The sequence below is a fragment of the Bacillus sp. AL-1R genome (assembly GCF_052180195.1).
Lineage (GTDB): Bacteria > Bacillota > Bacilli > Bacillales > Bacillaceae_G > Gottfriedia.
Map to the genome: position 1 here is coordinate 2,561,889 of NZ_CP197469.1, position 26,092 is coordinate 2,587,980.

Here is a 26,092-nt window from a genome sequence, read left to right on the forward strand (position 1 = left end):
CAATCCCTTTATTTAGTGAATCTTTAGTTCGAAACTTTTGCACTACTGAATTCTGCAGCAAGAACTTTCGCTTTTTCAATTGCATTTGCTTTAATTTCTTGTGCTTTATCTTGCATTGCAGCCATACCTTCAACGTATAATGTCGTTACATCAGTCACACCTACAAAGTTTAAAATTGTTGTTAAGTATGGGCTAGAGAAGTTAACTCCAGCTGCAGGACCTTCTGAATAAACGCCACCACTTGCTTGGATGTGTAAAGCTTTTTTATTTTCAAGTAAACCAACTGGACCATTTTCAGTATATTTAAATGTTTTGCCAGCTACTGAAATATTATCAATAAAGTTTTTTACAACTGATGGAAAACTAAAGTTCCAGAATGGAGTAACAAATACATACTCATCAGCTTCAGTGAAAATTTCTAAGTTACGATTCATAGCAGCTAAAGTAGCTTGTTGATTAGCACTTAATTCTTCAAAAGCTGTACCATTTGCTAATTTGCCCCATGCATCAAATACATTTCCATCTAACATAGGAACATTTTCTTTAAATAAATCAAAATGAATAACTTCATTTTCAGGATTTTCTTTTTTGTATTCATTAATAAATGCTTCCCCTACAGATAGACCAAATGAATTTTCAATTGCATTTGGATTTGCAGTAATATAAAGTAATTTTTTCATCTTAAACATCTTCCCCTCAGTTTTAATTATCTTTAATTCGAGATTTATATTTTAAAATTAAGGGATAACCAAATCCCTTAATCTCATAATAATATCTCTAATTCAAGATGTCAACACTTTTTTTCATAAACAAAATATCTATATTTAATTTTTGATTTTTCATCGACTTGTACATCCGAAACAGATTTAATAGTCCAATCTTCTTTTGAAAAATTCGGAAAGAAAGTGTCGCCTTCAAAGTTATGTTCAATTTCAGTTATATAAAGTGTATCTAAATATGGGAATGTTAACTTAAAAATTTCAGCTCCACCTATTATAAATAAATCTTTATGTTTATTTTCTTCTATATAACTTACTACATCATTTATGACTGTAACACCTTCTGCATGAAAATCCTTTTGTCTTGTCACAACGATGTTTTCACGGTTTGGAAGCGGTCTGCCAATCGAATCAAACGTTTTTCTTCCCATAATAATTGTATACCCAGTTGTTACTTTTTTAAAGTAAGCAAGCTCTTGTGGAAGATGCCAAGGCATTTGGTTATTTAAGCCGATTACATTGTTTTCTGACATCGCAACTAGTGCAGCAATCATACACTTACTACCCCTTTGATCGCAGGATGACATTCATAATCTTCTAATGTAAAATCCTCAAATTTAAAATCAAAAATGTTTTTAATGTCAGTATTTAACTTCATTTTTGGTAATTTATGTGGTTCTCTAGTAAGTTGTAATTTAATTTGTTCAAGATGATTTGTATAGATATGTGCATCACCAAATGTATGTACAAAATCACCTAATTCTAAATCACATACTTGAGCAATCATCATTGTTAATAGTGCATAAGATGCGATATTAAACGGTACTCCTAAAAAAATGTCAGCTGACAAGATCTTCAACCAAGTTCGTTACACTTGGCCCGTTCTTAAAAAGAACTGCTACATGTCACCATGCAGATGAGACTATATCACGACCTCATAAAGGTCCCTTGCATTTCGGGTGCCAATCACTTGCACCCTACTCCATAAATGGATAGTCGTTAGGCATTTATTATTCTTTTCGTCACATAAGAATAAATTTAGCACGGGATTGTCTTTATTTAAGAGTTTCCCCGTTTAGCAAGGTTTTCGGTACAGATTACTCTGTAAAGGCGCTCAGAATTAACGCTGATAAAGCTGACAAGAAAGTTTCCCATCATTTACATAGAACTGGAAAAAACAATGACATGGCGCTAAAGCCATCTTATCAAGTTCTCCAACATTCCACGCAGAAACAATCAATCTTCGAGAATCTGGATTCGTTTTTATTTGATTAATAACTTCTGTAATTTGATCAATTGTTGAGCCGTCACAAGTCTTCCATGATCTCCATTGTTTACCATATACAGGTCCCAAATTACCATTTTCATCTGCCCACTCATTCCAAATACGAACACCATTTTCCTTTAAATATTGAATATTCGTGTCGCCTTTTAAAAACCATAATAATTCATGGATGATTGATTTTAAATGAACTTTCTTAGTTGTTACTAAAGGGAAGCCATCTTGAAGATTAAATCGCATTTGATAACCGAATGTACTAATTGTTCCTGTTCCAGTCCGGTCTGTTTTTGTCATGCCATTGTCTAATACGTGTTTACATAAATCTAAGTATTGTTTCATACCTGACCTCCTAATTATGTATTTTAAATTCTTAATTAATCCTCTTTATTTATTTCAATATAGCCAAAATGAAATTCTGATGATTTTCGAATTAATTGATTAAATCCATATTTTTTAAATCTTTCACTTCTAAAATGATCTTTCAACACTACTCTTTTTTTAGCAATACGCTTAGCTTGGGTGATTACTTCATGTGTTAGGTCATCATATGATGCTAAATTTTTCAATGCTGCAATACCCGAAGAAGCTTCGATATTTCTTTCAAACATCGGATCAAAATAAACAATATCAAAAGATTGATCAGGAAGTGACTTCAAATAAGTTTTATAATCTATATTTTTCACTTCAATTTTGTTAATGATATTCGACCAATCTAAAATGTTTTGTTTATTTGTTTTTAATCCTCTTTTAGTTAAGTAAGCAATAATTTCATTTTTCTCCAAGCCTACAACTTTACCTTTATCGCCTACAACGTAACTTGCAACAATACTATCTGAAGCCATTCCAAGAGTACAGTCTAGTAGAGAATCGCCTTTTGTTAATAAACAAGCGTCACAAAATGGGTCAAGTTCCCCCTTCATCAATCGTCTAATTCTAAAAACTGAGGAGTTTGGGTGAAAAAAATATGGAATTGCTCGATCATCCTCATACCATTCTAATCTATTTTTACCTAAAACAAGTATAGGACTTTTAAATTTATCATAGATTTCTTCAATGCTACATTCTTTCCGGAGGATTAGCTGTCCATTTAAGTCTGAAGCAATGCTCTCTGCTTCCTTTTCTAAATAAACATCTGGCCTTAAGCAAGTTGTAATAATCATATGTCTCCTTAATTAAGAAAAAAAGAGGAAGTATCCTCTTTTTTACATTTGTGCAAATATCGATAGAATTCTTGCTTTAATATCTTCAGGAGTTGACCCTTCGATTTGCTCACGAGGAATAAATCCTACTACTTCTTTACCTTTAAATACTGCCATTGATGGTGAAGAAGGTGGGAAGTCAGCTAAATATTCTCTTAACTTTGCAGTAGCGTCTTTATCTTGTCCAGCAAATACTGTCATAACATTTGCAGGTTTTTTCTCTGATTCATTAACAGCTTGAACTGCAGAAGGTCTAGCAAGTCCAGCAGCACAACCACATACTGAATTGATTACAAAAAAAGCTGTATCATTTAATTCATTCATAAATGACTCAACCTCTTCTGCAGTAGTTAATTCTGTAAAACCATTTGAGGTTAATTCCTCTCTCATTGGCTTTACGATCCCTTTCATGTACTCATCATATGCATTCATTCGTTTGTTTCTCCTTTATCATTTTCTATTTTATTACGTTCAGTCATTTGTTTCCAAACTGAACCTAGTGCTTCCTCTCCATTTTCAATTCGATGTAAAGCAAGCTGAACTTGTAATTTCACTTCGAATTCTGGATCTTCTAATGCAGCTTTTAATGCTGGAATTGCACTTTCATCACCTAGTTCAAAAAGAAACATTGCTGCACGCCATCTAACTAATTTACTAGGATCTTTTAAAGCTTCAATCATGGCAGGCATTGCTTCTTCAAATCCTAAGTCTGATAAACAATCTCCAGCAATTCGTCTTACACCGACTGCCTTATCTTTTAAAGCCTCATATAAATAAGGTAACACTAATTTTGATTTTAACATACCTAAATAAGCTGTAGCCAATCTTCTTATTGAAACATGTTCATCTTTTAAGGCGATTGCTAGTAAAGGTAAATCTTCAATCGTAGGATCAATTTTAACAAATCTTGCATATCTTTTTTTCCAATCTTTTTCTTCAAAAATATCTGCCGTAAAAGGTTCAAATTTAGGTACTTCTTTTTTCTCATCATTAGATACATCATTCGTCATTACTTCGTTCACGATATTCTTAATATCGTTTTCAGTGTGAGTAGCCGTTAATTCATCAATAATTTCTTTCTCAATTGTTGCTAATTCACCATAACGAATTCCATAATCAATCCACTGTCTTTCAAATACAACATTTGATGCCGATGTTGTTAGTTTCATAATTGCTTCTTTATAGAATGGAGGTAGAGCTGCTCTTTGTTCTTCACCATTTACAATTAATTTCAATTGCATTGGTATATTATGATACATTTGAACAAATACTTGTACCTCTCCAAAATGGTTATCAATGATCGTTTCATTAGTAGCTTCATCATTTATTTCTTCACCAAATACATTTCTGACTTGAAGCAAAATGGTTTGCCAATTTGCATTTGACTTACGATCAATAGCAATGAAATCTGCTACGTGATAGACACTTTTGATTCCTTCTATTCCTAATATTTCTTGAATTATTAATGGTGCCTTCTCAATATTATCAATAGAATAATGATTTCTACTTCCTGATGGCAATTCCTCGTCTAATAACACTTTCATTGTATTAGGGCTAGGTGTAGGTTCGATAGACTTAATTTTCATATTAATCTCCTCTTCTTGTTATTTAGTCCATTCTATCAAAAAGAGGAAAAACTCACTATTGTAATGCTTTAACGAATTCTTCAAAGTCATTTGTACTAGATTCGAATGCGTTGTGAGTTAACTCTTCAGATCGACGAGTAAATAGGTGAAATTTCTCCACTTTTATTTCCGTCACATAAATAGGCTTTTCTGATTCCTTTACATAACTTGAAGTTTTTATAATACCTTCAATAGATACTTCCATCCCTTTTTTTGCTTTTTTTGAAGCGTATTCAGCGATAGGGCCCCATAATCTAACAGATACATAATTCGTTCTAGTTTTTTTCAAGTAATCTGAATAAACATTCGTAGCAATATTAATAAAAGTTGTTTTCCTACCATTCGGTGTAGTTTGTAAAATTGGCTCTTTCGTTAATCTTCCTACTAATACAACATTATTTATCATTCTTACCATCTCCTTTATTTTTTTCTACAATACAAAATTATTGTAAGTTCGTAAAAAGAGGAAAATAGTAATTTATGTAAACATTTATTTATAAAAGTTCATTATGAGAGAAAAAAACTCAAGTAGTAAGATGACATCGTATGCCAAAACTCAAAATTAATAAACTACTTTAAACTTTCAACTAAATCACTTAAAACAGACCAACGCTCCATTTTCTGTTCTAGTTGAGCTTCTTTTTCCTCGATCTCTTTTGAAAGTTTATAAGCTTCATCAAAATTAGAACCTACACCTTGTAATTTTTCATTTAGTTGCTCAATTTCATTTTCCAGTTTTTCAATATCAGATTCAATAGAATCCCATTCTTTTTGTTCTTGATAAGTTAATCGCTTTTTCTTTTGCTCTTTTTGATAAACTGGTTTCTCAATTGTCTCTTTTACAACTTCAACTTCACGTTTTTCACTAGATTGTCGTTCTAAATAATCAGTGTAGCTTTCTAATGTAGATGAAATTTTCCCTTCACCTTCAAAAATTAATAATTTATTTGTCACTTTATCTAAGAAATAACGATCATGTGATACGGTAACTACTACTCCACTAAAATTCTCAATATAGTCTTCTAAAACCGTTAACGTATCAATATCTAAATCGTTTGTTGGCTCATCAAGTAATAATAAATTTGGAGCAGTCATTAAGAGTCTTAATAAATAAAGTCTTCTTTTTTCGCCACCTGAAAGTTTTCCTAATTGTACTCCGTGCATTTGAGAAGGGAATAAGAATGTTTCAAGCATTTGTGAAGCTGATATTGTCTTTCCATCTGGTGTATGAATGACTTCTGCTTCTTCCTTAATATAATCAATCATTCGCATAGTTGGATTCACATTTTCTTGAATTTGTGTATAGTACGCAACTTTAACTGTTTGCCCTATTTCAATTTCACCAGAATCAACTTTTTCTTCTCCAACAAGCATTTTCAATAAAGTTGTTTTACCTGCACCGTTTTCACCAATTATGCCGATACGATCAGTTTGGAGTAAAAGTAAGTTAAAATTATCTAATATTTTTTTATCATTAAAAGACTTATTTACATTTATAAATTCAACAACTTTCTTACCTAAACGAGTTTGTTGAAAGTTCAATTCTAATTCAACTTTTTCTTGATTATTGAGTTTTCCTGAAAGCTCATCAAATCGTTGAATACGAGCTTTTTGTTTAGTTGTTCTAGCTTTTGCCCCTCTGCGCATCCAAGCTAATTCTCTTCTAAATAAATTGTTTCTTTTTTCATTAGTAGCTGCCTCTTGCTCTTCTCGAGCAGCTCTTTGTTCAATATAATACTGATAGTTTCCTTCATAGCGATAAATATTACTATTAGATAGCTCTAATAAGGCTGTAGTAACTTCATCTAAGAAATAACGATCATGCGTTACAAATAATACTGCGTTTTGTAGTCTTTTTATGTATTCTTGTAAAAATACGATGCATTCATAGTCTAAATGGTTCGTAGGCTCATCTAAAATTAATAAATCACATGGATGGATTAATGCTTTTGCTAAGGCTACTCTTTTTTTCTGACCACCTGAAAGTAATGAAACATCTAAATTTAAATTCGATAAACCTAATTTCGATAAAATGGTCTTAGCATTTGCTTCTAAATCCCAACCATTTAATGAATCCATTTCACCTTGTAATTTTAGTAATTCATTTTGTAATCCTTGATTAGATGGATCTTCTCCAAGTGCTTGTAATGTTTTTTCATATGATTTTACTAAAACCATTACTTTATCGTCACTCTCAAATACCGCTTCAAGAATCGTTTGCTTTTTATCAAAATCTTCATGTTGAGGCAAATAACTTATTACATAATCTTTTGGAGTCGTAATTTTTCCTTCATCAGCTGATTCGACACCAGCAATAATTTTTAATAAACTTGATTTACCAGTCCCATTTATACCTAGTAATCCAATTTTCTGTCCTTCGCTTACGGTAAATGAAATTTTATCGAATAAAGTTTTTTCCCCGTAAGTTTTAATTAAATTCTCTACACTTAAAATCTTCATATTTTAAAATTCCACTCTTTCATAAATTGATCGATGAATTTTTCTACAAATAGATGTCTTTCTTCTGCCAATTCTAATGCTGTATTTGTATTCATTAAGTCTTTTAGTTTCAATATTTTTTCATAGAAGTGATGTAAAGAGGAACTTTTGTCACTTCTATATTCTTCGATCGTCATGTTTTCTCTTATTTTAAATTCTGGGTTAAACATACTACGACCTTTTTTACCCCCGTAAGCAAATGTTCTCGCAACCCCAATTGCTCCGATTGCATCCAAGCGATCAGCATCTTGTACAATTTTACCTTCTAAAGAGGTTGGAATAACCCCATTTCCTCCTTTAAAGGAGATATTTTCAATTATATACATGACTGCGTTTACGTCTTCATTGCTATTTAATAATTCATTTAGAACAGATTCTAATTGAATTTTTTGAGCTTCAAGATCATCATGTAATTTATCATCTATGACATCGTGTACTAATGCAGCACATTCTACGATAAATTGATTTGCATTTTCTTTTTGAGCAATATGTACAGCTAAGTTTCTAACTCGATCAATATGATACCAGTCATGGCCAGAACTATCACCTTGATGAAGATTTCGAACATAATTTTCTAATTGTAATATGATTTCCTGTTGATTCATACTCGTACCTCCATAAATCGACTAGTGATATTATATCATTTTTCTATCACCGTAAAACATTTATAGGTAAAGTAGTGATTAATTTACAAAAAAACCTTCACTTTTTGTGAAGGTTTCAGATTGTTGATATTTATTGTAGTCACAATTAAAAATATATTCTGTTTTACAATCTATATTTACAAAGTTGTATATTTTGTCACCATTAAATTCAATTTGATGTTGAAGAATATGTTTAATTCATTCGTTCAATTGAGTATTCTAATGTTTTTAAGATTATTATTTTCCATCAAGAACTTGATTGGAACGAAAGGTTGCTCGACTCCTACGGGAGATGCGGGAAGGCTGAGACCCCGCAAGGGCAACGCTAAGGAGGCTAAAGAATCTCGCCCCATGGAAAGCGAGCAACCTGTAGTGGAAATCACTGAGACACAACTTACTTATCAAGATTTAATTGATAAATTCTATTTAGGTATTTATGAAAAAAAGATTCTTAAGCTTTTAATAATTTCTCAATTGTTGCTCTCATCTCTTGAGGATTTGTTTGAGGAGCAAATCGTTCAATGACTTCACCATTTTTATCAATAATAAATTTAGTAAAATTCCATTTTATTGATTTTAAGCCCATAATACCAGGAGCTTCTGAGCTTAAATATTTAAATAATGGATCTGCTTTCTCACCATTTACATCAATTTTTCCGAATATAGGAAAGGTTACACCAAAGTTCAACTCACAAAAGCTTTGAATTTCTTCATTTGAACCTGGTTCTTGATTCATAAATTGATTACATGGAAACCCAAGAATTTCTAATCCATCTTCTTTATATTCTTCATATAAAGCTTGTAAATCTTTATATTGAGGAGTATATCCACATGCACTTGCAGTATTTACAACAATTATCACTTTATCTTTATATTTTGAGAGAGATACATCTTCGCCCTTGCTATCTTTGACTTTAAAATCATAAATACTCATTTCACATTCCTCCTACTTCCTTATACTGTTAATAGTAATTATTTTCCATCAAAAAGTCTATTCTAATAACTATATTTTGAAAAAAACCTTCAAACCTATTAATATTTAAATTATAGTTAAATTAAACAAACTTCTTCACCTTTTAACAAAAGAATGGAGGTAAGACTGTGCAAGATTTAGGATTTAATACATATTTGATTGATTTATATGATTTATCGCTTCAAGAACGAACGGGTAGCTATATTATATTAGATGAAGATATTACAATCATTGAAACAAGTGCTACCCCTTCCCACGATTATTTATTACAAGGTTTAAAAGAGCTACAAATTTCATTAGACAGAATTAAAAATGTTATCGTAACGCATATTCATTTAGATCATTCAGGTGGAGCAGGCCTACTTATGGAAAAATGTCCAAATGCCACTCTTTTTGTCCATCCAAAGGGAGCTCGACATCTAGAAGATCCGACAAAATTAATTGCAAGTGCAAAGCAAGTTTATGGTGATGATTTTGATCGTTTATTTAATCCAATTCTGCCAATAGACGCTACTAAAATTTATCAAGTAGCCGATGGTGAGGAGCTTGTTATAGGTAAAAATCGTAAACTAACATTTTTACATACTCCAGGTCATGCTAATCATCATATTTCAATTTTCGATTCTTCTAGTAAATTTATGTTTACAGGAGATACATTAGGTATATATTATCCACAGCTTCAAAAGGAAATCGGTACGTTTATTTTACCATCAACATCACCTAATCAATTTTCATACGAAGCAACGTTAAGTTCATCAAGAAAAATCCAAGATTTTCATCCGGATGCTATTTGCTTCGGTCATTATGGATTAACTAGCGATACGAAATTTGTATATGAGTCTTTAAAACTATATTTAGATCGTTTTATAAAATTAACTTCTTCAACGATAGAAAAAAACAAAGAAAAATCTTTTTATGAAAAAAGCAGGATTCTGTCAGAAGCATTATATAATGATGTAAAAAAAGATCTTCAAAATAAGAATATTGATGAAAATCATCCAGTTTTCCAGATTATTAAGTTAGATCTGGAAGTTTCAGCGATGGGGTTAGTACTGGCAATGGATAAAAATTAACAAATTAAAAACTTCAGCCAATTGGCTGAAGTTTTTATTATTTTTTATATTTTTTTACTGGTTTATTTTTACTTGAAACAGGTTTTTTATTTTGATTTGAAACTTGTTTTGTACTTTTTTCTTTTGATTTATTTTCGTTTGGTTGTTTTTCTTTTATTTCGACTTTTTGTATTTCACCGTGTGAAACCATTAACTGTTCAAAAAACAATTTTTGCGTCCCTCTTAAGCTAAATAAATTCTTTTTCTCTCGAGGTGTGACTAAGTTTATGACCGTACCTTGTTTACCCATTCTTCCAACACGACCACTTCTGTGAGTATATTGTTCAACTTTTTCTGGTACGTCAAGTGTGATGACATAAGGTAACTCTTGTAGGTCAATTCCTCTTGCTGCTACATCTGTTGAAAATAGTAACGTTGTTTTTCCAATTTGAAGATCCTTTAAAACTTTACTTCTTTCCATTTTACCTAGTTTTGAATGCAGAACCGCCGTTTTAATTCCTCTAAAATTTAATTTAGAAGCATATCCTTCAAGTTTAAATGGTTCATTACTAAATACGATTGCTTTCATATTTTGAACAGAACCAATTCTTCTAAGTATTTCCAGCTTCTCCCTTTCTTCACAAGGAATAAACCCATGGATTATATTTCCTTCTAAGCTTTGTTCAATCGAAATTTCTTTTAGATTTGAACTTGTTTCCTTTGCAAATTGCATTGCCTCTTTTGTGATGGTTGCAGAAAAGAATAATAGTTGGCGGTCTTTCATTGTTGCTTTGACAATTTGTGGTAAATCTTTTTGATCGTCCGTTTTAATTAATTCATCTACTTCATCAAAAACGATTGTCTTAACACAATGCATTTTTAATTTTTTCTGTTTAATTAATTGTGAGATTCGCCCGGGTGATCCAACAATAATTTTAGGCTTCTGTTTTAATTTTTCAATTTGACGTTTTATATCAGCTCCACCAACAATTGAAGCAGCCTTTATATTTGTATTTTGTGTATAGTCTAAAACTACTTGAAAAATTTGCATTACAAGTTCCCGAGTAGGAGCCATAATGATAATTTGTGGATTTTCTTCCTTTTCATCAATCTTATTAATTAAAGGTAAAACATATGCAAGAGTCTTACCAGTACCTGTCGGAGATTGTGCTATGACATCGTTCCCATCTAAAATTGCAGGGATTGCTTCCTCTTGAACCGCTGTCCATTTCGTAATATTATTTGCCTTTATTTTTAAGATTGTTTGTTCTTGTAATTGAAAATGTTCCATTTAAATCTCCTTTAATATTTGCTCATCGTACCATTGTAACATTATTTCTGTAATATGTACCAATTCTTCTATTAGATCGAAGTCATCTTCAGTCATTTTATTTTGAAATTTTATATTTATTGACGATTCTATTGTATTTTTATCTAAAATAGATTGTTTAATGTTATAAAATGGAGTGAATTGTTCATTTGTCTTATTTTGAAATAAAACTAAACTTCTTTGAATGATCTCGATTTCTACTAGTTTAGGAAATGTAAATTCAATTTCTATATAACTTCCTACTTCAGTATTTCCATTAATTAATTCATTATATAATTCACTAGCTGTTGTACGCATTGAAAATGTGCAAGTTGTTGTCCTGTTCGACTTGTTTAATTTTTTAAATTGTATTGAAAATAATCGGTCCATTTTGGAAAGATTAACAAAGTCATTTCGATCGACGATTTCATATTCTCCGTCTAAATCTTTGTCATATATAAGTCCTTCTATTATTACCTTCATATTATCAAAAGCGGTTGGATCAAACATTTTATAAACTCCTTTAATCGATGGTTTTCTTAAAGTTCGCTTATTTTCACTAATGTATCATAATAAACGAACTACACACAAAAAATCCGATAAAAAAGCATTTGATTAAATTTTATCGGATCAATTTTTATTTAATTTTGATTTTAATCCACTACTTCTAAAATTCAAAAAGAAGTATTTCCATGAAAATAAAGACCAAATAAGAATATTATAGCTAAAATTGCACTTGTCATAAAAGCATTTATTAATTTCTCCTAAAAAACACTAACTCACACTGAAAAAACTCGCATTAAATGCGAGTATAAATTTTTCAGTATGAGTTAGTAAGTATATTTAAAATAATCCTTTTGGTTGACCTAACTCATCTACATCCATATTTAATGCAGCTGGTTTTTTCGGTAAACCTGGCATTGTCATTACGTTACCAGTAAGAGCAACAATGAAACCTGCACCAACGGAAGCTTTAAGTTCTCTTATTTCTACTTTAAATCCAGATGGTCTTCCAACTAAACTTGGTTGGTCTGATAAAGAATATTGAGATTTTGCCATACAAATAGGTAAGTTACCCCAACCATTTTCATTAAATTCCAAAATTTGTTTTTTTGCTTTTGGAGAAATATTTACTCCGTCTGCACCATATACTTCTTTTGCGATTTTTTCGATTTTATTTTCAATTGAATCAGATAGTTCATATAAATAATTAAATTTTTCTTTAGGATTTTTTAGCATATTAACAAGTGATTCAGCTAGTTGTACGCCACCTTTACCACCATGTTCCCAAACTTCTGTTAAGACTATTTCAATTCCATTGTCTTGTCCCCATTGTTTTAATACGCTTATTTCTTCTTCTGTGTCAGAAATAAATTTATTAATTGCGACAACAACAGGCACATTAAATTTGCGAACTGTTTCTACATGCTTTTCAAGGTTTTGAATGCCATCTTTAACTGCTAAAACGTTTTCATTAGACAATTCATTTTTATTTACTCCACCATGCATTTTTAATGCTCTAATTGTTGCAACAATCACAACTGCATCAGGTGTAACACCTAAAGCTCTAGTTTTAATATTTAAGAATTTTTCCGCTCCTAAATCTGCCCCAAAACCAGCTTCCGTTATAACATATTCCCCTAATTTCATCGCCATTTTAGTTGCAATCACACTGTTACAACCATGAGCAATATTAGCAAAAGGACCACCATGAATAATTGCTGGTGTGTGTTCAATCGTTTGAACAAGATTAGGTTTAATTGCGTCTTTAAGTAATAACGCTAAAGCACCTTCAACTTTTAAATCACCAACAGTTACTGGTGTTTTATGTATAGTATAGGCAACAACAATTCGTTTAAGTCTTTCTTTTAAGTCTTGGATTGATGTCGCTAAACAAAGCACTGCCATGATCTCAGAAGCAACTGTAATATCAAACCCATCTTCTCTTGGAACCCCTCCAGATGGACCACCTAAACCAACCACGACATTTCTTAAAGCACGATCATTTAAATCGACTACTCTTTTCCAAGTAATTCTACGTACATCAATTTCAAGTTCATTTCCTTGATGGATATGATTATCAATAAATGCTGCTAATGCATTATTTGTTGTCGTAATAGCATGGATATCACCGTTAAAATGTAAATTAATGTCATCCATAGGTAAAACTTGAGAATAGCCTCCTCCAGTTGCACCGCCTTTTACACCCATTGTTGGTCCTAATGAAGGTTCACGCAATGCAACGATTGCATTTTTGCCAATTTTATGGAAAGCTTGTGCAAGCCCAACTGTGACCGTTGATTTACCTTCACCAGCAGGCGTTGGATTGATTGAAGTTACTAAGATTAATTTACCATCTTCATTTTCATTTAAACGGTCTAAAATTGATAAAGATAATTTAGCTTTATAATGCCCATAGTTTTCAACTTCTTCTTCAAAAAGATTTAAATGATCTGCGATTTCGTTTATTTTTTTCATTTTTGATTCAAAAGCAATTTCTAAATCTGACTTAACTTGACCCATTTACTCATCTCCAATTGCACTTCATTATAATCAAAATTATAGCACAATTTTAATAATAATTCATTTTCAAAAATTCGAAATTCTTCAATCATATCATTTAAAATTACTAATACTTTCTACTTATCAACGGAATGCAAAGTAACATACTAAAGATAAGGCATTAAAAGAAAGGAGTGTAATGATATGTATCGCCATAAAAAGCAGAAAGAACATAATCGTAATCACAATTTACCAAAGGATCAAAATGAAGAATATAGTGCAGAGTTTTATCCCACAAGGAATGTGTTTTATTCGGAAACAACTTCAGATAAATCTCATGCAGGAATTATTATTGGATACGTAGCTCTATTTTTTTCACTATTTTCGTTATTTTTAATGCCTGTTTTATTTGGGATCGTTGGTATTGCACTTGGAATATATTCTGTAACGAAAGGTCATTCCACTTTAGGATATACCGCAATTGGATTTGGATTATTTTCTGTTATCGTAACTATTTTCTATAATTTATTAATTGTCTTAAGTGCAATTCTTTAACAATAAAATGAATAAAACAAAAAAGACCTTTAAGGGCCCTTTCAGAATAGAGAATTTTTATAATTCATCTGTACCTGAAAACACCTTTAAAGGTCCATTTTTATACTTCTTCATTCATCATCTTTAATCGAAAGATAATTAGTTTTTATCTTTAAATGTGAACGACAGACCATTCATCATCTTTCTTTGAATAAGTTAAATTAGCAATTTGATTTGTGAGCTCACGATATTCTTCAACATTTTCTAAAATTTCATCTACGCCAGAATAAAAATCAACTCGGAAAATAGGGATTTCAATTACCTTTCTATTTTCAACTCTTTCACTTAGATCAATGATTAATCCATCCTCCATTAAAGGGTATAATGTCAACATTAATTTAATATTGATTGGATTAATTTGTTTTGAACGATTAAATATATTTAAACTTCTTCTTTGAAGTTGTGTAATTTTATATGATATGACATTACAAAGCATAAAAATAAAGTCATTAGTTCGTTTATAATATACTTTTTGATACATTCCATCACTTATGTTCATGTATGCAAATGAATTGTTTAATCTTGGTATAAAAGGTTTTTGTAATGGTTCTTTTTTATGAGCAAGATACAATAATTCTGCAATTTCTTTCGGTTCTAACTCATCTAAATCTGCTAATTCTTCAAAGTCGATCCAACAAAGGTCGTCATGTTCGCTATGTTCTAATATAAATTGATTAATATCTTCTCTTTCAACATAATAAAAAGATGAATTTAAATTAAATTCGGACCATTGAATATCGTGTTTTAGCAAAAGAATGTTTTGAAGAGGAAAAGGAAGTCCTTGAACAAACTCTTTATAATTAATACCAGATGTTATAAAGCAATGATTATGGTTATCACCATAAATATAGATAATCTCCTTTATTGAATCAATTCCCGCCAACGATATTGCCACCTTTAATTTTTTTCTTTATCATATCATACTTTATACAAAATTTATCATCAAAAATGCTAAATTCAGTTCTTTTTACCCAATGTTTTTTACACTTTTTTCCAATATCTGCATGTTCAATCTGACAAGTTTTGTTATACAGGCGGTCTGCATAAAGAAGTCGTTTTAGTTTGGATCGGTTCTTTTGTCACAGAGCGAATACTCCATTCTCCGTCATCATTAGTAAAATTAAATTTAACAAGAGTGTAAGGTGGTTGTTGCTCTTGTTTGTATGCTACTAATTGAATTGTTGCTTCAAATACATATGTACCTTTATATTTCTTTTTTAGATTTGTTAGTGCCGCACAATTATATTGTTCTCCTGGCCCGAACATTTTATATAATCGTTTATTTATTGTAGGAAATAAGATCGATAATACTGCATCTTCTAGAACTTCATTTTGTACTGCAAAAGTATTTACCGGTTTCGCCGTCGCAATTAAGCACATTAATAGTATAATAATAACTCCTCGTTTCATTACTAATCCTCCATCTTGATGTTTTTACTAATTATTAGTATCTATTCTTTACAATTTACTGAGGGTTATGAAATAGAGTTTAAATGAACTAGGAATTGGGATTTTAAGGAATAAGAAAAAAAAGACCATGAAAAGTTTTTCCTTTTCTCGGTCTCCTTTATTAGCTACACTATTGATGATCCCAATAATATTTAGTCAATATATCAGAGAGTAAGTCAATTGTTCGATAAAGTTCAGGTAATGTATTATCGACTCCACCTACTTCGATTAATATTGAGTGTGGTGATAAATCTTGGTTATAAACGCCGTTTCCTTGTTTATAGTTTTTACTAAATATTCCTCTTGTTAAACCTTTGTTAAATTTCATAATTTCGCTATTTAACTCTTTAGCTAACGCTAAGTTTTTTCTATAATTTTTGTTTTCTACTCCAACAATAAAGTATAGCTTTGCGTATTTTTGTCCATTAATTTCAGTAGTCGTCACATTTTTTCTTTGATCATCACGATGTATGTCAATAAGATAATTTAAATTCCGATCTTGATTAAGCGCATCTTGTACTACCAATCTAGACATTTTATATGAACTTCCCCAATTCCAATTTCTTTTCGTTAATTCAGCTCCAATATTTGTTTTATCGTCAATCGCACCGATTCCATTTGCTTCTAAATTCTTTTTCAATCGTTCTCCTAATAAACTTACATTTACTTTTGGAGAAGAAGCTTGATTTGGCGATTTTGCACCAGGGATTAATGGTAAAAATGATTCCCAGCTATGTGTGTGGTAAATAAAAAAGACATCTTTTCCATTTGTAGTCTTTGATGGTGGATTCGTTGGATTTTTAATTGGTTCATTAACTGGGTCTTTAACAGTTGGATCTTGGTTAATCTCATCGAGTGTTAAGCTTGATTCTATAGGAAGATTCGTAAAATCAATTCCTTCTCCAGCAACTAAAATATTATTTTCAAATTTTGTCATGCTTGATATTTCATGTACTAATAAACTTTTTGGATCGTACAGTCTAATATTGGTAATAAATGAAAAAAGAATATTAGCGATAGGTTGTCCATTTTTATTCGAATCGTCACCTGACCGAAAATGACCGTTTTCATATTCAAACGCTTTAATAAACCCTTCATAGCTCATTTTTTCGAACCATTGATGTACATAATATGATTTCGTATTTTTCATTGATGTCACAAATAAACTCGCTAACAAAAATAATAAGACAATGCCTACAAAGACACTTGCCGTTACACGTTTAAGATTAATAGATTTTATATAGATTGATTGTCTCATTAAATCACCTCTAATAAAACGTATGTACAAGCCCTTTAAAATAGAATGAAAAAATATTCATTTCAAGAAAATTAACTACAGCGACTTAATATAAGAGATTGATGAAATAAAAAATTAAAAAAGAGATGTCCCTATAGACACCTCTTAACAAAATTGTTCGTATATTGTAAAGATCAAATTAAGATTCTTCAATCTTAATTTATCTATTGCAACGACTAAAGTTAGTAAACGGATTTACCACGCAACCATTTCTTACTGCTTCTAATTGTCTTTCACAGAAGTTGCTTTCTGCAGGTGATACCATTGTATTATTATTTGATCTTCTTCTGTTTCTTCCACATCCACAACTTTTGCGCTCAGTCATAGCTGGTTCAACTTCAGCCATTACTCTTTCACCCTTACATTCATTACAAGGTTTACGAACTTCAACCCACTCTCTCGTATCTCTAGCTGGAGATACCTCTTCTCTTTCTACTCTTCTACGATTGCAACCACAAAATCCCCACATTTAAGAACACCTCTATAATTATTTATTGTACATTTATAACATACGTAGAAATTTAGATATTGAATGTGTACATGTCTAGATATGAACAAGTTTTTTTAGATTATTTTTCTATTATTATTTAATTTCGGTAAATGAAATTTTAAAAGCAGTCTTTTTTATACGTATTTCTTAGTTGTTTATCCTATAAGTAAAAAAAAATGAGCCAATTAGGCTCATTTTACTTATTACGGTAAACATATTCATCTTTTGGTGGTTGAATTTCCTTCATTTTAGTGACGTCTAAATAAGGAATATTTACTTTAAATGGTTGATAGTACATTTGTTGTATATTACCAGTAACTTCAATCCATTGATCATTTTTATATGTTTGACCATCAGGCAATTCAATTAGTACACCATATACACCAGAATCGGCAACACAGTGAATGATTCCAAATCTAAATAAGAAAACTTGATTTTTTTTCAACCCTTTTTCATGATAAATAAAGCCTTTATAAGTCAATTCCTTTCCTAAATATTTTCCAGGCTCATCGTATAAAACTTCCATTCCTTTTAGAAAGTCATAATCATTTAGGACAATGCTTTTTTTATTTATATAGTCTTTAGATTCTTGTTTTATTAATTTTTGATATCCTTCTTGCCCATAATATACACTTAAATCAGGTTTTAAATATTGCCTTTGCATAAAAGGATCATTATTACCCGGTTCTGAAACGGGGAAATGAAACCCTTTTGCTTGTACAATCGTTGAGTCCAATGTTGCAACAGGTAAAAATATTCCTGTAAACAATGGAAAAATAAAAACTAGACCATTTAAAAACTTTTTAAAACCTTTTGCTTCTTTATGAACATGTCCATGTGCACAAGTATGATCACAACTATGGCCATGTTCATGTCTATGTTGTTCATCTTCATCGTGACTCGTTCTTAAAGTATGAATGACTTGAATTAAAGTTAAAAATGCAAATAATATCCCAGCTGTCAGAGATAAATAAGAGTATTTCATATTAATATATTTTGAAATCGTACCTTGAATATGCAATTGCATTAAAAAAAAGGTAAATCCTAATAGTACATACGCTCTTGCCATATTGATTCTCCCTTAAATGAATAATGTTGTGAAAAACGTTAATACAATTACTAAACCAATAATAATGAACACATATCTACTTTTGAAATGTTGGAATAACATTAATGTATTTTTTATATCGATCATTGGACCAATAACCATAAACGCAACAATAGAGTTTAAAGAAAACGTACTTTGAAATGAAGATGCTACGAATGCATCAGCCTCAGAACAAAGAGATAAAATAAAGGCTAATGCCATCATTACTAGAATACTAGTAACTTGTCCATTACCAATATGCATTAACATCGAAGTTGGAATAAATGTTTGTACGAATGCTGCAATGAATGCACCTAAAATTAAAAATTTACCCATAGAGAAAAATTCTTCTATAGCATGTACACAAACACTCCATAATTTTTTCCTAGTAGGTATTGAATGATCAACTGGAATTGTAACTAAATCGTGTTTTAATGGATTCTCAATTTTTAAATAGGATAATACGATACCAATAATATAAGCAATTATCATAGCAGCTCCAGCACGATAAATAACCATTTCAATATTATTACCGAATGCAATAAATGTTGCAAACAGTACAATTGGGTTAATGATTGGCCCTGTTAGCATGAACGCGACCGCTACATAGTGTGGTACACCTTTTTTTATCAACCTACTTACAATTGGTACAATTCCGCACTCACATCCTGGGAAAATGAATCCCAATAAAATAGCAACCAATACTGCTTTAAATCTATTCTTTGGTATTAATTTATATAACATTTCTTCAGTAATAAATATTTGAATAATCCCCGAAATGAAAACACCAATTAAAATAAATGGCAATGCCTCTACTACAATTGAAATAAAAATCGTATTCATTTGTAAAAACGAATGATAAAAATTTGTTCCCATAATTTCTCTCCCATGTACTTTTAAAAATGAAAACTCACAAAACCTCCGAATGACCGGCGGCTTTGTGAGTTAAAAGTACCTTTTTTTCCAAAATATTAGAGCAATTGTTGTTGATAAAATTGCAGATATACCAATTACGATTGGAAAGGCATGTGGTATATTTGCTAATGGTATTTTATCAACGTTCATCCCATAAAAACTTGAAACCATTGTTGGGATTGATAAAATAATTGTAATAGAAGTTAAAAATTTCATGACAATATTTAAGTTATTTGAGATAACTGAAGCAAATGTATTCATCATTCCACTTAAGATATTGCTATAAACTTCTGCCATCTCAATTGCTTGTTTATTTTCGATAATGACATCTTCTAATAAATCTTCATCATCTTCATACATTTTTAAAATATTCCCTTTGAGAATTTTTTGCATGACGATTTTATTCGATTTAAGTGAAGTTGTAAAATAAACAAGACTTTTTTCAAGATTCAGCATTGTAAATAACTCTTGATTTCTTGTAGATTGATGTAATTCAACTTCAATTTCATTTGTTTTTCGATTAATTTGTTTAAGATATCGTAAATAATATGATGATGTCGTATGCAATAGTTGAAGTGCAAATCTAGTCTTTTTAAACGTAAAAAATCCTTTTACTTTTTGATAAATAAATCGTTCAAAGATTGGATTTTCACTTAAACAGATCGTAACAAAAGTACTGGATGAAATAATCATCCCGATTGGTATTGTATCAAAAATTGTATGCCCATTATCATCATGAGCAACAATTGGAATATCAACAATAATTAGAGTGTGTTCCCCTTCAACCTCTATCCTTGATCGTTCTTCATCATCAAGTGGGTCTTTAATAAAATCTAAATCCAAGTCTAATTTTTGAACTAAATATTGAATTTCTTGTTCTGTAGGATTAATCGCATTAATCCAACAACCTTTCTCAATAGCATCGACTTGATTTAGTTTCCCTTGTGCATCTGAAAGATAAAAATTTAGCATCTTAATTCACCTCTAATTCTAAAACAAAAACTACACTATAATAGCATACGAAACATTCATATATGTTTCAACCTTTATTAAAAAGAATGTGCAATTTCTAATAATAAAACGCTATTTTAGTAAGCATTTATACTATTCATAAATAAAGAAAAAGGCCACTTATAGTGACCTATTTTTTAATACCCGCTTTTATAGAAATAATGCATATCGCTTAATTCATCAATGTACTGATAAACTTCTAACTGACTTTGTAATTGTTCTTTTGTATGTAATGAATAATCTTCGGTATTCAATTGATTTTGAACATTTGAAAGCGTATTTGATAGATTAGATTTTAATGCATCATACGACATAGAATACATAAAATTCATCCTTCCAATTGAAATTTATCATATTATATGTAATATAACGCAAAAAAAATCATATTAATTTTATTTTCTACCTTTTGCAACTAATTTTTTTATTAAAAAATATACAACAAATAAAGCGATGGCTATAATGATTAGCATTGGGGTGTATGGAGCTAAAACTTCTTTTGCAGTTTCCCAGTTTTTGCCTAACTTCTCACCTATTTTAATAAATAGGATCGACCAAGGAATAATTGCAAGAATTGAATAAAGTGTAAATTTACCAATTGGCATCTTTGCTAATCCCGCCGGAATGGAAATGGCATGTCTAACAACTGGAATAAAGCGAGCTGTAAACACTACGCCTACACCATATTTTGAGAACCATTTTTCTGCTAAATCAAGGTGATGCTTATTGATTAGAATATATTTTCCATACTTTTCAATGATTGGACGTCCACCATAATAACCTAACCAATATAAAAATAATTGTGCAATCGTTCCACCGATCACTCCTGCCACTACAGCACCTACAAAATTTATATGCCCACCGGCTACAAGATAACCAGCATATGCTAACACAATCTCACTCGGAATAACTTCGATCATTAATCCTAATGCTACTCCTAAATATCCTAATGATGCAAAAAATTCTAATATATTATGTATAATATTTGTCAATAGGATCCCCCCTTTTCGAAAACAACTTGTACTACAATGATAATACATAGGAAGATAAAATATGTCAAAATAAAGAAATACTTAAGTGTTCGTATTATTTCATATAAAAAAAGGCTGTCCAAGTCAGTGACCTGACATTAGAACAGCCTTTTATCATTTCTTAATTATTTAATTACAACGTTTTTGTAAGTGTAATCTGATCCAAATGAATGCTCAATTAATCCAGTTACTTTTGGCTTCATAACGTATGCAATCGCACGTTGGTAAATTGGAAGAATTGCTGCATTGTCTTCTACTAAGATTTTCTCAGCTTGTAAGAATGCATCAGAACGCTTAGCTGGGTCTAATAAGAACTCTCCACCAGCTTGTGCAATTAACTTATCATACTCTTTGTTAGAGAATCCCATTTGGTTGAATGGGCTTTGAGTAGTCCACATATCGAAGAATGTCATTGGGTCTTTGTAGTCTGGACCCCATCCGCCGAATGAGATGTCATAATCTTTCTTAGAGTTTAAGTCTAATTGTTGTGCAAATGGAACTGATTTAATGTTAATTTTTAAACCTGGTAAGTTTTTAGTGAATTCACCTTGTAAGTACTCACTGATTTTTTTGTTCGTTTCAGTATCAGAACCTAATAATTCGATTGAAACGTCTTTCTTACCGATTTCTTTTAATCCTTGTTCCCATAATGTTTTAGCATTAGCTGGATCGTATTTTACAAGTTGTCCAGAAGCATCACGGAAGTCTTTACCGTTAGCATCTAAGAAGTTACTTGGAGCTAAACCGTATAATGGTACTGAACCGTTATTTAAGATTACGCCTGTGATTGCTTCACGGTCAAATGCTGCATTTAAAGCTTTACGGATGTTAACATTTTTAAGAGCTGGATTTTTCGACTCGTTTACACGTAAGAAGAATACTGTTGGCTCTTTAGTTGTTCCGTAGTCAGGGCTAGATTTATATTTGTCAACAAACTCTGCAGTTAAACCTGCACGGTCAACTTCACCTGCTTCATATAAGTTAACACCTGTTTGTGGATCTTTTACAATTTTAAAGTTGATTTCTTTTAGGCCTACGTTTTTAGCATCATAGTAATCAGGGTTTTTAACTAACTTGTAGCTCTCATCATGTTTCCACTCTGATAATTCAAATGGACCATTGAAGATTAACTTGTCAGCTTCTAAAGCGTATTCTTTACCTTGAGATTCAACATACTTTTGATTTAAAGGTAAGAATGTTGGGAATGTAACTAAAGAATCAAAATATGGAATAGCTTTTGCTAATTTAACTTCTAAAGTTTTATCATCAACTGCTTTAACACCTAATTGATCAACTGGTTTTTTACCAGTAGTTACTTCTTCACCATTTTGTAATACATTCATCATGAACGCATACTCAGAAGCATTTTTAGGATCTGCTGCACGTTTCCAAGCGTAAACGAAGTCTCCAGCAGTTACAGGGTCACCATTTGACCATTTAGCATCACGTAAGTGGAATGTATAAGTTAAACCATCTTCTGATTTATCAAAAGATTCTGCGATACCAGGTTGTACTGCATCATCTTTCCCTAACACGTTTAAGCCTTCCATGATGTTACCTAAAACGTTGAAAGATTCAGCATCTGTAGTAGTACTAGAATCTAAACCTGGTAGTTCAGCTCCGCCTAGTAAGTTCAATACTTGTGGTTTTGCTTTTGCTGTTTCTTTTTTACCTTCATTTGATTTGTCTGAGTTACATGCAGTTAAAAGCATGCTCACAGCAACAGATAAAGATAGAAAATACGATACCTTCTTTTTCATTAGATTGCCTCCCCAAAATTAAACAATTAGACTTAAAAACTATTAAAATATTCAAACAATTTCTATTGTCCGAATAGTTAATAACCTTTAACTACTTTTAATTTTACATACTTTTTAGAAAATATCAACAAAAAATCGACATTTTTTTCAAAAAAATTAATAAATTTAAATAAATCTTTACTTTCTTGTAATCTAAAGATACATTTTGCACTCTTTTTTTGCATATTAAATCAAAACTACTAATAAATGCCCCAATTTCAATAAATGATTCATGTTGGACAAATATGTATACTTTTTTAGAATTTTTCTTTTCATGTTGTTAAAAAAATATTATCCAGTTAAAAAGTAATGATCTAGGTACCTTTTAACATTCACCCATTTTGTTTTAACATAATACGTCCTAAAAAATAGAAAGGTGTTCCTTTTTTTATTGGAATCTCTAATCCTTGATACGAAAGTTATGTCTCAGATTTCCACTACAGGTTGCTTGCTTTCTATGGGGCGATTATAAAAAATAATAATTTTAAAAACATTCGAATACTCAATAGAACGAATTGTAAAAAAGATGATATTTGATTTTTGACAGTTAGTTAAAACTTTTAAATTCCAACCAATACCTCTGTTTTAACAATAAGATGACAAAAAAATAATAAAAATACTATTTTTCCTTTAAATTCATATAGTGTTCTAGTTTTCGATATTGACCACAATCTATTTCGACACTCTAAAAAAAGAGAAGGGCGAACCTTTCTCTTTTTTTAGATCTTATTATTTTTTGTTAGAAGCCCACTTGTAAGAGAAATCTCCACCAAATTTGTGCGCAATAATACCTTTAACTGAATCTTTTTGTAAATATGCACGACCGCGTTGGTAAATAGGAGAAATACCAGCTTCATCCATAATTACTTTTTCAGCTTGTACCATATTTTCCCAACGTTTTTGTGGATCTGCTTCTTTTTTAGCAGCATTTACAAGCTCATCATATTTTGGATTGTTGTATGCCATTTCATTGAATGCGCTGTTAGATAAGAACATATCAATAAATGTCATTGGATCTGGATAGTCTGGACCCCAACCAGAGAATGAGAAGTCGTAATCTAATTTTTTCTCGTTATCAAGTTTAATTTCAAACGGTTGTGGAGCTACAGTAATTTTCAAACCAGGTAAGTTCTTCTCAAGCTCACCAGCCACATATTCAGCAGCTTTTTTACGAGTTGTATCATCATAAGAAAGCATTTTTAACTCAAATTTATCTTTACCAAGTTCTTTTTTAGCTTCTGACCATAATTTTTTAGCTTCTTCGACATTATATTTGTTAAAGTCACCATTATGATCACGGAAGTCTTTTGAATCTGGCCCTTTTACCCATTCAGAAGGTACTAACCAATAAGCAGGTTTAGACCCATCATTTAAAATCGTAGATGTAATAGCTTCTTTATCATATGCTAAGTCAAATGCTTTACGAACTTTAGCATTTTTAAAGAGTGGTAGTTTTTCATTGAAACGGAAGAATACTAAACGAGCATCTAATTGTGTTTTGTATTCAGGGTCATTTTTATATTTATCAACATATTCAGAATCAAGCATTACTTTATCAATATCGCCGTTTTCATATAAGTTAACTGCAGCAGAAGTATCTTTAACTACATTGTATTTAATTTCATCTAACTTAACTGTATCCTTGTCCCAATATTTAGGATTCTTCTTTAATGTAAAGCTTTGCTCATGCTTCCATTCAGATAAAGTAAATGGACCATTGTATAATTGAGTATTTGCTTCTAAACCATATTGATCCCCTTTAGACTCAACCCACTTTTGATTTTCAGGTAAGTATGTACCAAAAGTAGTTAACTGTAAGAAATAAGGAGTTGGTTGTTCTAGCGTTACTTGTAATGTTTTATCATCTAGTGCTTTCACACCTAATTGATCTTTTGGCATTTTACCATTGAAAATGGCTTCAGCATTTTTCACATAGTATAAAATGAATGAATATTCAGATGCCGTTTTTGGATCTACAGCTCGTTGCCAACCATAAACGAAATCATTAGCAGTTACTGGCTCACCATTTGACCATTGTGTGTCACGTAAATGGAAAGTATAAGTAAGTCCATCTTTACTAATTTCAATCGCATCTTTTTTAGCAACCCCATCTACTACATCGTCACCTTCACCTAAACGTAGTAAACCTTCATTTACATTGTTTAAAACTTCGAATGACATTGAATCAGTAGTTTTTGCTGAATCCATAGAAGGAATCTCAGTCGTTGTAGTTAATTTTAACGTTTGCTTCGTCTCTTTCTGAGAATTAGTTGCTGTTTTTTCTGTGTCTTTGCCACAAGCCGCTAGTACTGTACTTAGTACTAATAAACTTGAAACAGTTGTTGCTAATCTACGCTTCATTAGAGCACCTCCAAATATTAGTGATTATTCATGTTTATAATTTACTTATTTTTCTGAAAAATCACTTATTACTTTTTCAATATACTACAAACTTTTCGGAAAAAAAAGTATTTTTTTAATATTTAATTTATTTTCTATTAAAACCCCTTTAAATCTTAGTTCAATTTACACACTTTTTATTATTTTTAGTGTAGTTCAAAATGATTGTATTACTATTCACATATTTTTTTGTTGTAATTTATTGTCGATTTTCGCAA

Annotated in this window: 26 protein-coding genes and 1 pseudogene; 2 read left to right on the top strand and 25 right to left on the bottom strand. The window is 30.9% G+C overall.

Annotated features, from left to right (window positions below; all coding sequences use genetic code 11):
• Window positions 1-23 precede the first annotated feature (23 nt).
• The 11 genes and pseudogenes from ACSBO6_RS12020 to ACSBO6_RS12070 all read right to left on the bottom strand — a co-directional run bounded on the left by ACSBO6_RS12020 (window position 24) and on the right by ACSBO6_RS12070 (window position 8,902).
• Entirely contained in the window at window positions 24-680 is a 657-nt protein-coding gene (locus ACSBO6_RS12020) for an FMN-dependent NADH-azoreductase (protein ID WP_498843431.1), read from the bottom strand.
• A 110-nt stretch (window positions 681-790) separates the two neighbouring features.
• On the bottom strand, window positions 791-1,273 hold the full coding sequence (locus ACSBO6_RS12025) for a dihydrofolate reductase (RefSeq protein ID WP_098846819.1): 483 nt from the start codon (window positions 1,271-1,273) through the stop codon (window positions 791-793).
• A complete protein-coding gene (gene thyA / locus ACSBO6_RS12030; RefSeq protein WP_483295198.1) occupies window positions 1,270-1,569 on the bottom strand; it encodes a thymidylate synthase in 300 nt (99 codons plus the stop codon). The genes ACSBO6_RS12025 and thyA (ACSBO6_RS12030) overlap by 4 nt, the downstream gene beginning before the upstream one ends.
• Window positions 1,570-1,842: 273 nt before the next feature.
• A pseudogene (gene thyA / locus ACSBO6_RS12035) lies at window positions 1,843-2,340 on the bottom strand (thymidylate synthase); the annotation flags it as partial.
• A gap of 35 nt (window positions 2,341-2,375) precedes the next feature.
• Complete coding sequence (locus ACSBO6_RS12040) at window positions 2,376-3,161, bottom strand: class I SAM-dependent methyltransferase (protein WP_498843432.1); 786 nt, start codon at window positions 3,159-3,161, stop codon at window positions 2,376-2,378.
• Window positions 3,162-3,203: 42 nt separating this feature from the next.
• Window positions 3,204-3,632: a BrxA/BrxB family bacilliredoxin gene (locus ACSBO6_RS12045; RefSeq protein WP_098846817.1), complete on the bottom strand. Its 429-nt coding sequence runs from the start codon at window positions 3,630-3,632 to the stop codon at window positions 3,204-3,206.
• Window positions 3,629-4,786, bottom strand: coding sequence for a conserved virulence factor C family protein (locus tag ACSBO6_RS12050; protein ID WP_498843433.1), 1,158 nt, complete (start codon window positions 4,784-4,786; stop codon window positions 3,629-3,631). The genes ACSBO6_RS12045 and ACSBO6_RS12050 overlap by 4 nt, the downstream gene beginning before the upstream one ends.
• Before the next feature lie 55 nt (window positions 4,787-4,841).
• Window positions 4,842-5,231 carry a single-stranded DNA-binding protein gene (locus tag ACSBO6_RS12055; RefSeq protein ID WP_180232960.1) on the bottom strand — a complete coding sequence of 130 codons (390 nt, stop codon included), beginning with the start codon at window positions 5,229-5,231 and terminating at the stop codon, window positions 4,842-4,844.
• A gap of 164 nt (window positions 5,232-5,395) precedes the next feature.
• Window positions 5,396-7,285, bottom strand: a complete 1,890-nt coding sequence (locus ACSBO6_RS12060; protein WP_498843434.1) for an ABC-F family ATP-binding cassette domain-containing protein — start codon at window positions 7,283-7,285, stop codon at window positions 5,396-5,398.
• Window positions 7,282-7,929, bottom strand: a complete 648-nt coding sequence (locus ACSBO6_RS12065) for an HD domain-containing protein (protein ID WP_098846813.1) — start codon at window positions 7,927-7,929, stop codon at window positions 7,282-7,284. The genes ACSBO6_RS12060 and ACSBO6_RS12065 overlap by 4 nt, the downstream gene beginning before the upstream one ends.
• Before the next feature lie 490 nt (window positions 7,930-8,419).
• Window positions 8,420-8,902: a glutathione peroxidase gene (locus ACSBO6_RS12070; RefSeq protein ID WP_098846812.1), complete on the bottom strand. Its 483-nt coding sequence runs from the start codon at window positions 8,900-8,902 to the stop codon at window positions 8,420-8,422.
• A 167-nt stretch (window positions 8,903-9,069) separates the two neighbouring features.
• Here ACSBO6_RS12070 and ACSBO6_RS12075 point away from each other — a divergent pair, with 167 nt between their 5' ends.
• On the top strand, window positions 9,070-10,014 hold the full coding sequence (locus ACSBO6_RS12075) for an MBL fold metallo-hydrolase (RefSeq protein ID WP_498843435.1): 945 nt from the start codon (window positions 9,070-9,072) through the stop codon (window positions 10,012-10,014).
• 37 nt (window positions 10,015-10,051) lie between these two features.
• Here the strand turns inward: ACSBO6_RS12075 and ACSBO6_RS12080 are convergent, their stop codons facing one another.
• From ACSBO6_RS12080 to ACSBO6_RS12090, 3 genes are all read right to left on the bottom strand, one after another.
• The gene (locus ACSBO6_RS12080; protein WP_098846810.1) at window positions 10,052-11,284 is read right to left on the bottom strand and encodes a DEAD/DEAH box helicase; all 1,233 of its coding nucleotides are present in this window, start codon (window positions 11,282-11,284) and stop codon (window positions 10,052-10,054) included.
• Window positions 11,285-11,812, bottom strand: coding sequence for a hypothetical protein (locus tag ACSBO6_RS12085; RefSeq protein WP_098846809.1), 528 nt, complete (start codon window positions 11,810-11,812; stop codon window positions 11,285-11,287). It lies immediately after the preceding gene.
• Between the two features lie 333 nt (window positions 11,813-12,145).
• Window positions 12,146-13,825, bottom strand: a complete 1,680-nt coding sequence (locus ACSBO6_RS12090) for a formate--tetrahydrofolate ligase (RefSeq protein ID WP_498843436.1) — start codon at window positions 13,823-13,825, stop codon at window positions 12,146-12,148.
• A gap of 183 nt (window positions 13,826-14,008) precedes the next feature.
• On the opposite strand from ACSBO6_RS12090, the gene ACSBO6_RS12095 reads away from it, so the two are divergent.
• Window positions 14,009-14,359 (top strand): permease, encoded by a 351-nt coding sequence (locus ACSBO6_RS12095; RefSeq protein WP_098846807.1) that lies wholly within the window; start codon window positions 14,009-14,011, stop codon window positions 14,357-14,359.
• Window positions 14,360-14,510: 151 nt separating this feature from the next.
• On the opposite strand, the gene ACSBO6_RS12100 is transcribed toward ACSBO6_RS12095, so the two are convergent.
• The 11 genes from ACSBO6_RS12100 to ACSBO6_RS12150 form a co-directional block, all read right to left on the bottom strand.
• On the bottom strand, window positions 14,511-15,281 hold the full coding sequence (locus ACSBO6_RS12100; protein WP_098846806.1) for an oxalate:formate antiporter: 771 nt from the start codon (window positions 15,279-15,281) through the stop codon (window positions 14,511-14,513).
• A gap of 143 nt (window positions 15,282-15,424) precedes the next feature.
• A complete protein-coding gene (locus tag ACSBO6_RS12105) occupies window positions 15,425-15,808 on the bottom strand; it encodes a DUF3888 domain-containing protein (protein ID WP_098846805.1) in 384 nt (127 codons plus the stop codon).
• 169 nt (window positions 15,809-15,977) lie between these two features.
• Entirely contained in the window at window positions 15,978-17,105 is a 1,128-nt protein-coding gene (gene spoIIP, locus ACSBO6_RS12110) for a stage II sporulation protein P (RefSeq protein ID WP_286138350.1), read from the bottom strand.
• Between the two features lie 199 nt (window positions 17,106-17,304).
• Window positions 17,305-17,613 (bottom strand): hypothetical protein, encoded by a 309-nt coding sequence (locus ACSBO6_RS12115; RefSeq protein ID WP_498843437.1) that lies wholly within the window; start codon window positions 17,611-17,613, stop codon window positions 17,305-17,307.
• Window positions 17,614-17,830: 217 nt separating this feature from the next.
• Window positions 17,831-18,703 (bottom strand): TIGR03943 family putative permease subunit, encoded by an 873-nt coding sequence (locus tag ACSBO6_RS12120; RefSeq protein WP_098846803.1) that lies wholly within the window; start codon window positions 18,701-18,703, stop codon window positions 17,831-17,833.
• 12 nt (window positions 18,704-18,715) lie between these two features.
• Window positions 18,716-19,597: a permease gene (locus ACSBO6_RS12125; RefSeq protein WP_098846802.1), complete on the bottom strand. Its 882-nt coding sequence runs from the start codon at window positions 19,595-19,597 to the stop codon at window positions 18,716-18,718.
• Window positions 19,598-19,666: 69 nt separating this feature from the next.
• On the bottom strand, window positions 19,667-20,608 hold the full coding sequence (locus ACSBO6_RS12130; RefSeq protein ID WP_098846801.1) for a magnesium transporter CorA family protein: 942 nt from the start codon (window positions 20,606-20,608) through the stop codon (window positions 19,667-19,669).
• 176 nt (window positions 20,609-20,784) lie between these two features.
• On the bottom strand, window positions 20,785-20,970 hold the full coding sequence (locus tag ACSBO6_RS12135) for a hypothetical protein (protein WP_098846800.1): 186 nt from the start codon (window positions 20,968-20,970) through the stop codon (window positions 20,785-20,787).
• 69 nt (window positions 20,971-21,039) lie between these two features.
• Complete coding sequence (uptA, locus tag ACSBO6_RS12140) at window positions 21,040-21,684, bottom strand: undecaprenyl phosphate transporter UptA (protein ID WP_498843438.1); 645 nt, start codon at window positions 21,682-21,684, stop codon at window positions 21,040-21,042.
• A 116-nt stretch (window positions 21,685-21,800) separates the two neighbouring features.
• Window positions 21,801-23,435, bottom strand: a complete 1,635-nt coding sequence (locus ACSBO6_RS12145) for a peptide ABC transporter substrate-binding protein (RefSeq protein WP_098846798.1) — start codon at window positions 23,433-23,435, stop codon at window positions 21,801-21,803.
• Between the two features lie 768 nt (window positions 23,436-24,203).
• The gene (locus ACSBO6_RS12150; RefSeq protein WP_098846797.1) at window positions 24,204-25,835 is read right to left on the bottom strand and encodes a peptide ABC transporter substrate-binding protein; all 1,632 of its coding nucleotides are present in this window, start codon (window positions 25,833-25,835) and stop codon (window positions 24,204-24,206) included.
• Window positions 25,836-26,092: the final 257 nt, after the last annotated feature.

What these genes read in the sequence shown, in the direction of transcription:
- spoIIP (WP_286138350.1), bottom strand. Translation starts at nt 17,105, where the DNA reads ATGAGACAATCAATCTATATAAAATCTATTAATCTTAAACGTGTAACG.
- ACSBO6_RS12105 (WP_098846805.1), bottom strand. Translation starts at nt 15,808, where the DNA reads ATGAAACGAGGAGTTATTATTATACTATTAATGTGCTTAATTGCGACG.
- ACSBO6_RS12040 (WP_498843432.1), bottom strand. Translation starts at nt 3,161, where the DNA reads ATGATTATTACAACTTGCTTAAGGCCAGATGTTTATTTAGAAAAGGAA.
- ACSBO6_RS12135 (WP_098846800.1), bottom strand. Translation starts at nt 20,970, where the DNA reads ATGTATTCTATGTCGTATGATGCATTAAAATCTAATCTATCAAATACG.
- ACSBO6_RS12130 (WP_098846801.1), bottom strand. Translation starts at nt 20,608, where the DNA reads ATGCTAAATTTTTATCTTTCAGATGCACAAGGGAAACTAAATCAAGTC.
- ACSBO6_RS12065 (WP_098846813.1), bottom strand. Translation starts at nt 7,929, where the DNA reads ATGAATCAACAGGAAATCATATTACAATTAGAAAATTATGTTCGAAAT.
- ACSBO6_RS12050 (WP_498843433.1), bottom strand. Translation starts at nt 4,786, where the DNA reads ATGAAAATTAAGTCTATCGAACCTACACCTAGCCCTAATACAATGAAA.
- ACSBO6_RS12120 (WP_098846803.1), bottom strand. Translation starts at nt 18,703, where the DNA reads ATGGCAAGAGCGTATGTACTATTAGGATTTACCTTTTTTTTAATGCAA.
- ACSBO6_RS12045 (WP_098846817.1), bottom strand. Translation starts at nt 3,632, where the DNA reads ATGAATGCATATGATGAGTACATGAAAGGGATCGTAAAGCCAATGAGA.
- ACSBO6_RS12070 (WP_098846812.1), bottom strand. Translation starts at nt 8,902, where the DNA reads ATGAGTATTTATGATTTTAAAGTCAAAGATAGCAAGGGCGAAGATGTA.
- ACSBO6_RS12115 (WP_498843437.1), bottom strand. Translation starts at nt 17,613, where the DNA reads ATGTGGGGATTTTGTGGTTGCAATCGTAGAAGAGTAGAAAGAGAAGAG.
- ACSBO6_RS12055 (WP_180232960.1), bottom strand. Translation starts at nt 5,231, where the DNA reads ATGATAAATAATGTTGTATTAGTAGGAAGATTAACGAAAGAGCCAATT.
- ACSBO6_RS12095 (WP_098846807.1), top strand. Translation starts at nt 14,009, where the DNA reads ATGTATCGCCATAAAAAGCAGAAAGAACATAATCGTAATCACAATTTA.
- ACSBO6_RS12080 (WP_098846810.1), bottom strand. Translation starts at nt 11,284, where the DNA reads ATGGAACATTTTCAATTACAAGAACAAACAATCTTAAAAATAAAGGCA.
- ACSBO6_RS12150 (WP_098846797.1), bottom strand. Translation starts at nt 25,835, where the DNA reads ATGAAGCGTAGATTAGCAACAACTGTTTCAAGTTTATTAGTACTAAGT.
- ACSBO6_RS12060 (WP_498843434.1), bottom strand. Translation starts at nt 7,285, where the DNA reads ATGAAGATTTTAAGTGTAGAGAATTTAATTAAAACTTACGGGGAAAAA.
- ACSBO6_RS12090 (WP_498843436.1), bottom strand. Translation starts at nt 13,825, where the DNA reads ATGGGTCAAGTTAAGTCAGATTTAGAAATTGCTTTTGAATCAAAAATG.
- uptA (WP_498843438.1), bottom strand. Translation starts at nt 21,684, where the DNA reads ATGTATTATCATTGTAGTACAAGTTGTTTTCGAAAAGGGGGGATCCTA.
- ACSBO6_RS12125 (WP_098846802.1), bottom strand. Translation starts at nt 19,597, where the DNA reads ATGGGAACAAATTTTTATCATTCGTTTTTACAAATGAATACGATTTTT.
- ACSBO6_RS12145 (WP_098846798.1), bottom strand. Translation starts at nt 23,435, where the DNA reads ATGAAAAAGAAGGTATCGTATTTTCTATCTTTATCTGTTGCTGTGAGC.
- ACSBO6_RS12025 (WP_098846819.1), bottom strand. Translation starts at nt 1,273, where the DNA reads ATGATTGCTGCACTAGTTGCGATGTCAGAAAACAATGTAATCGGCTTA.
- ACSBO6_RS12020 (WP_498843431.1), bottom strand. Translation starts at nt 680, where the DNA reads ATGAAAAAATTACTTTATATTACTGCAAATCCAAATGCAATTGAAAAT.
- ACSBO6_RS12085 (WP_098846809.1), bottom strand. Translation starts at nt 11,812, where the DNA reads ATGTTTGATCCAACCGCTTTTGATAATATGAAGGTAATAATAGAAGGA.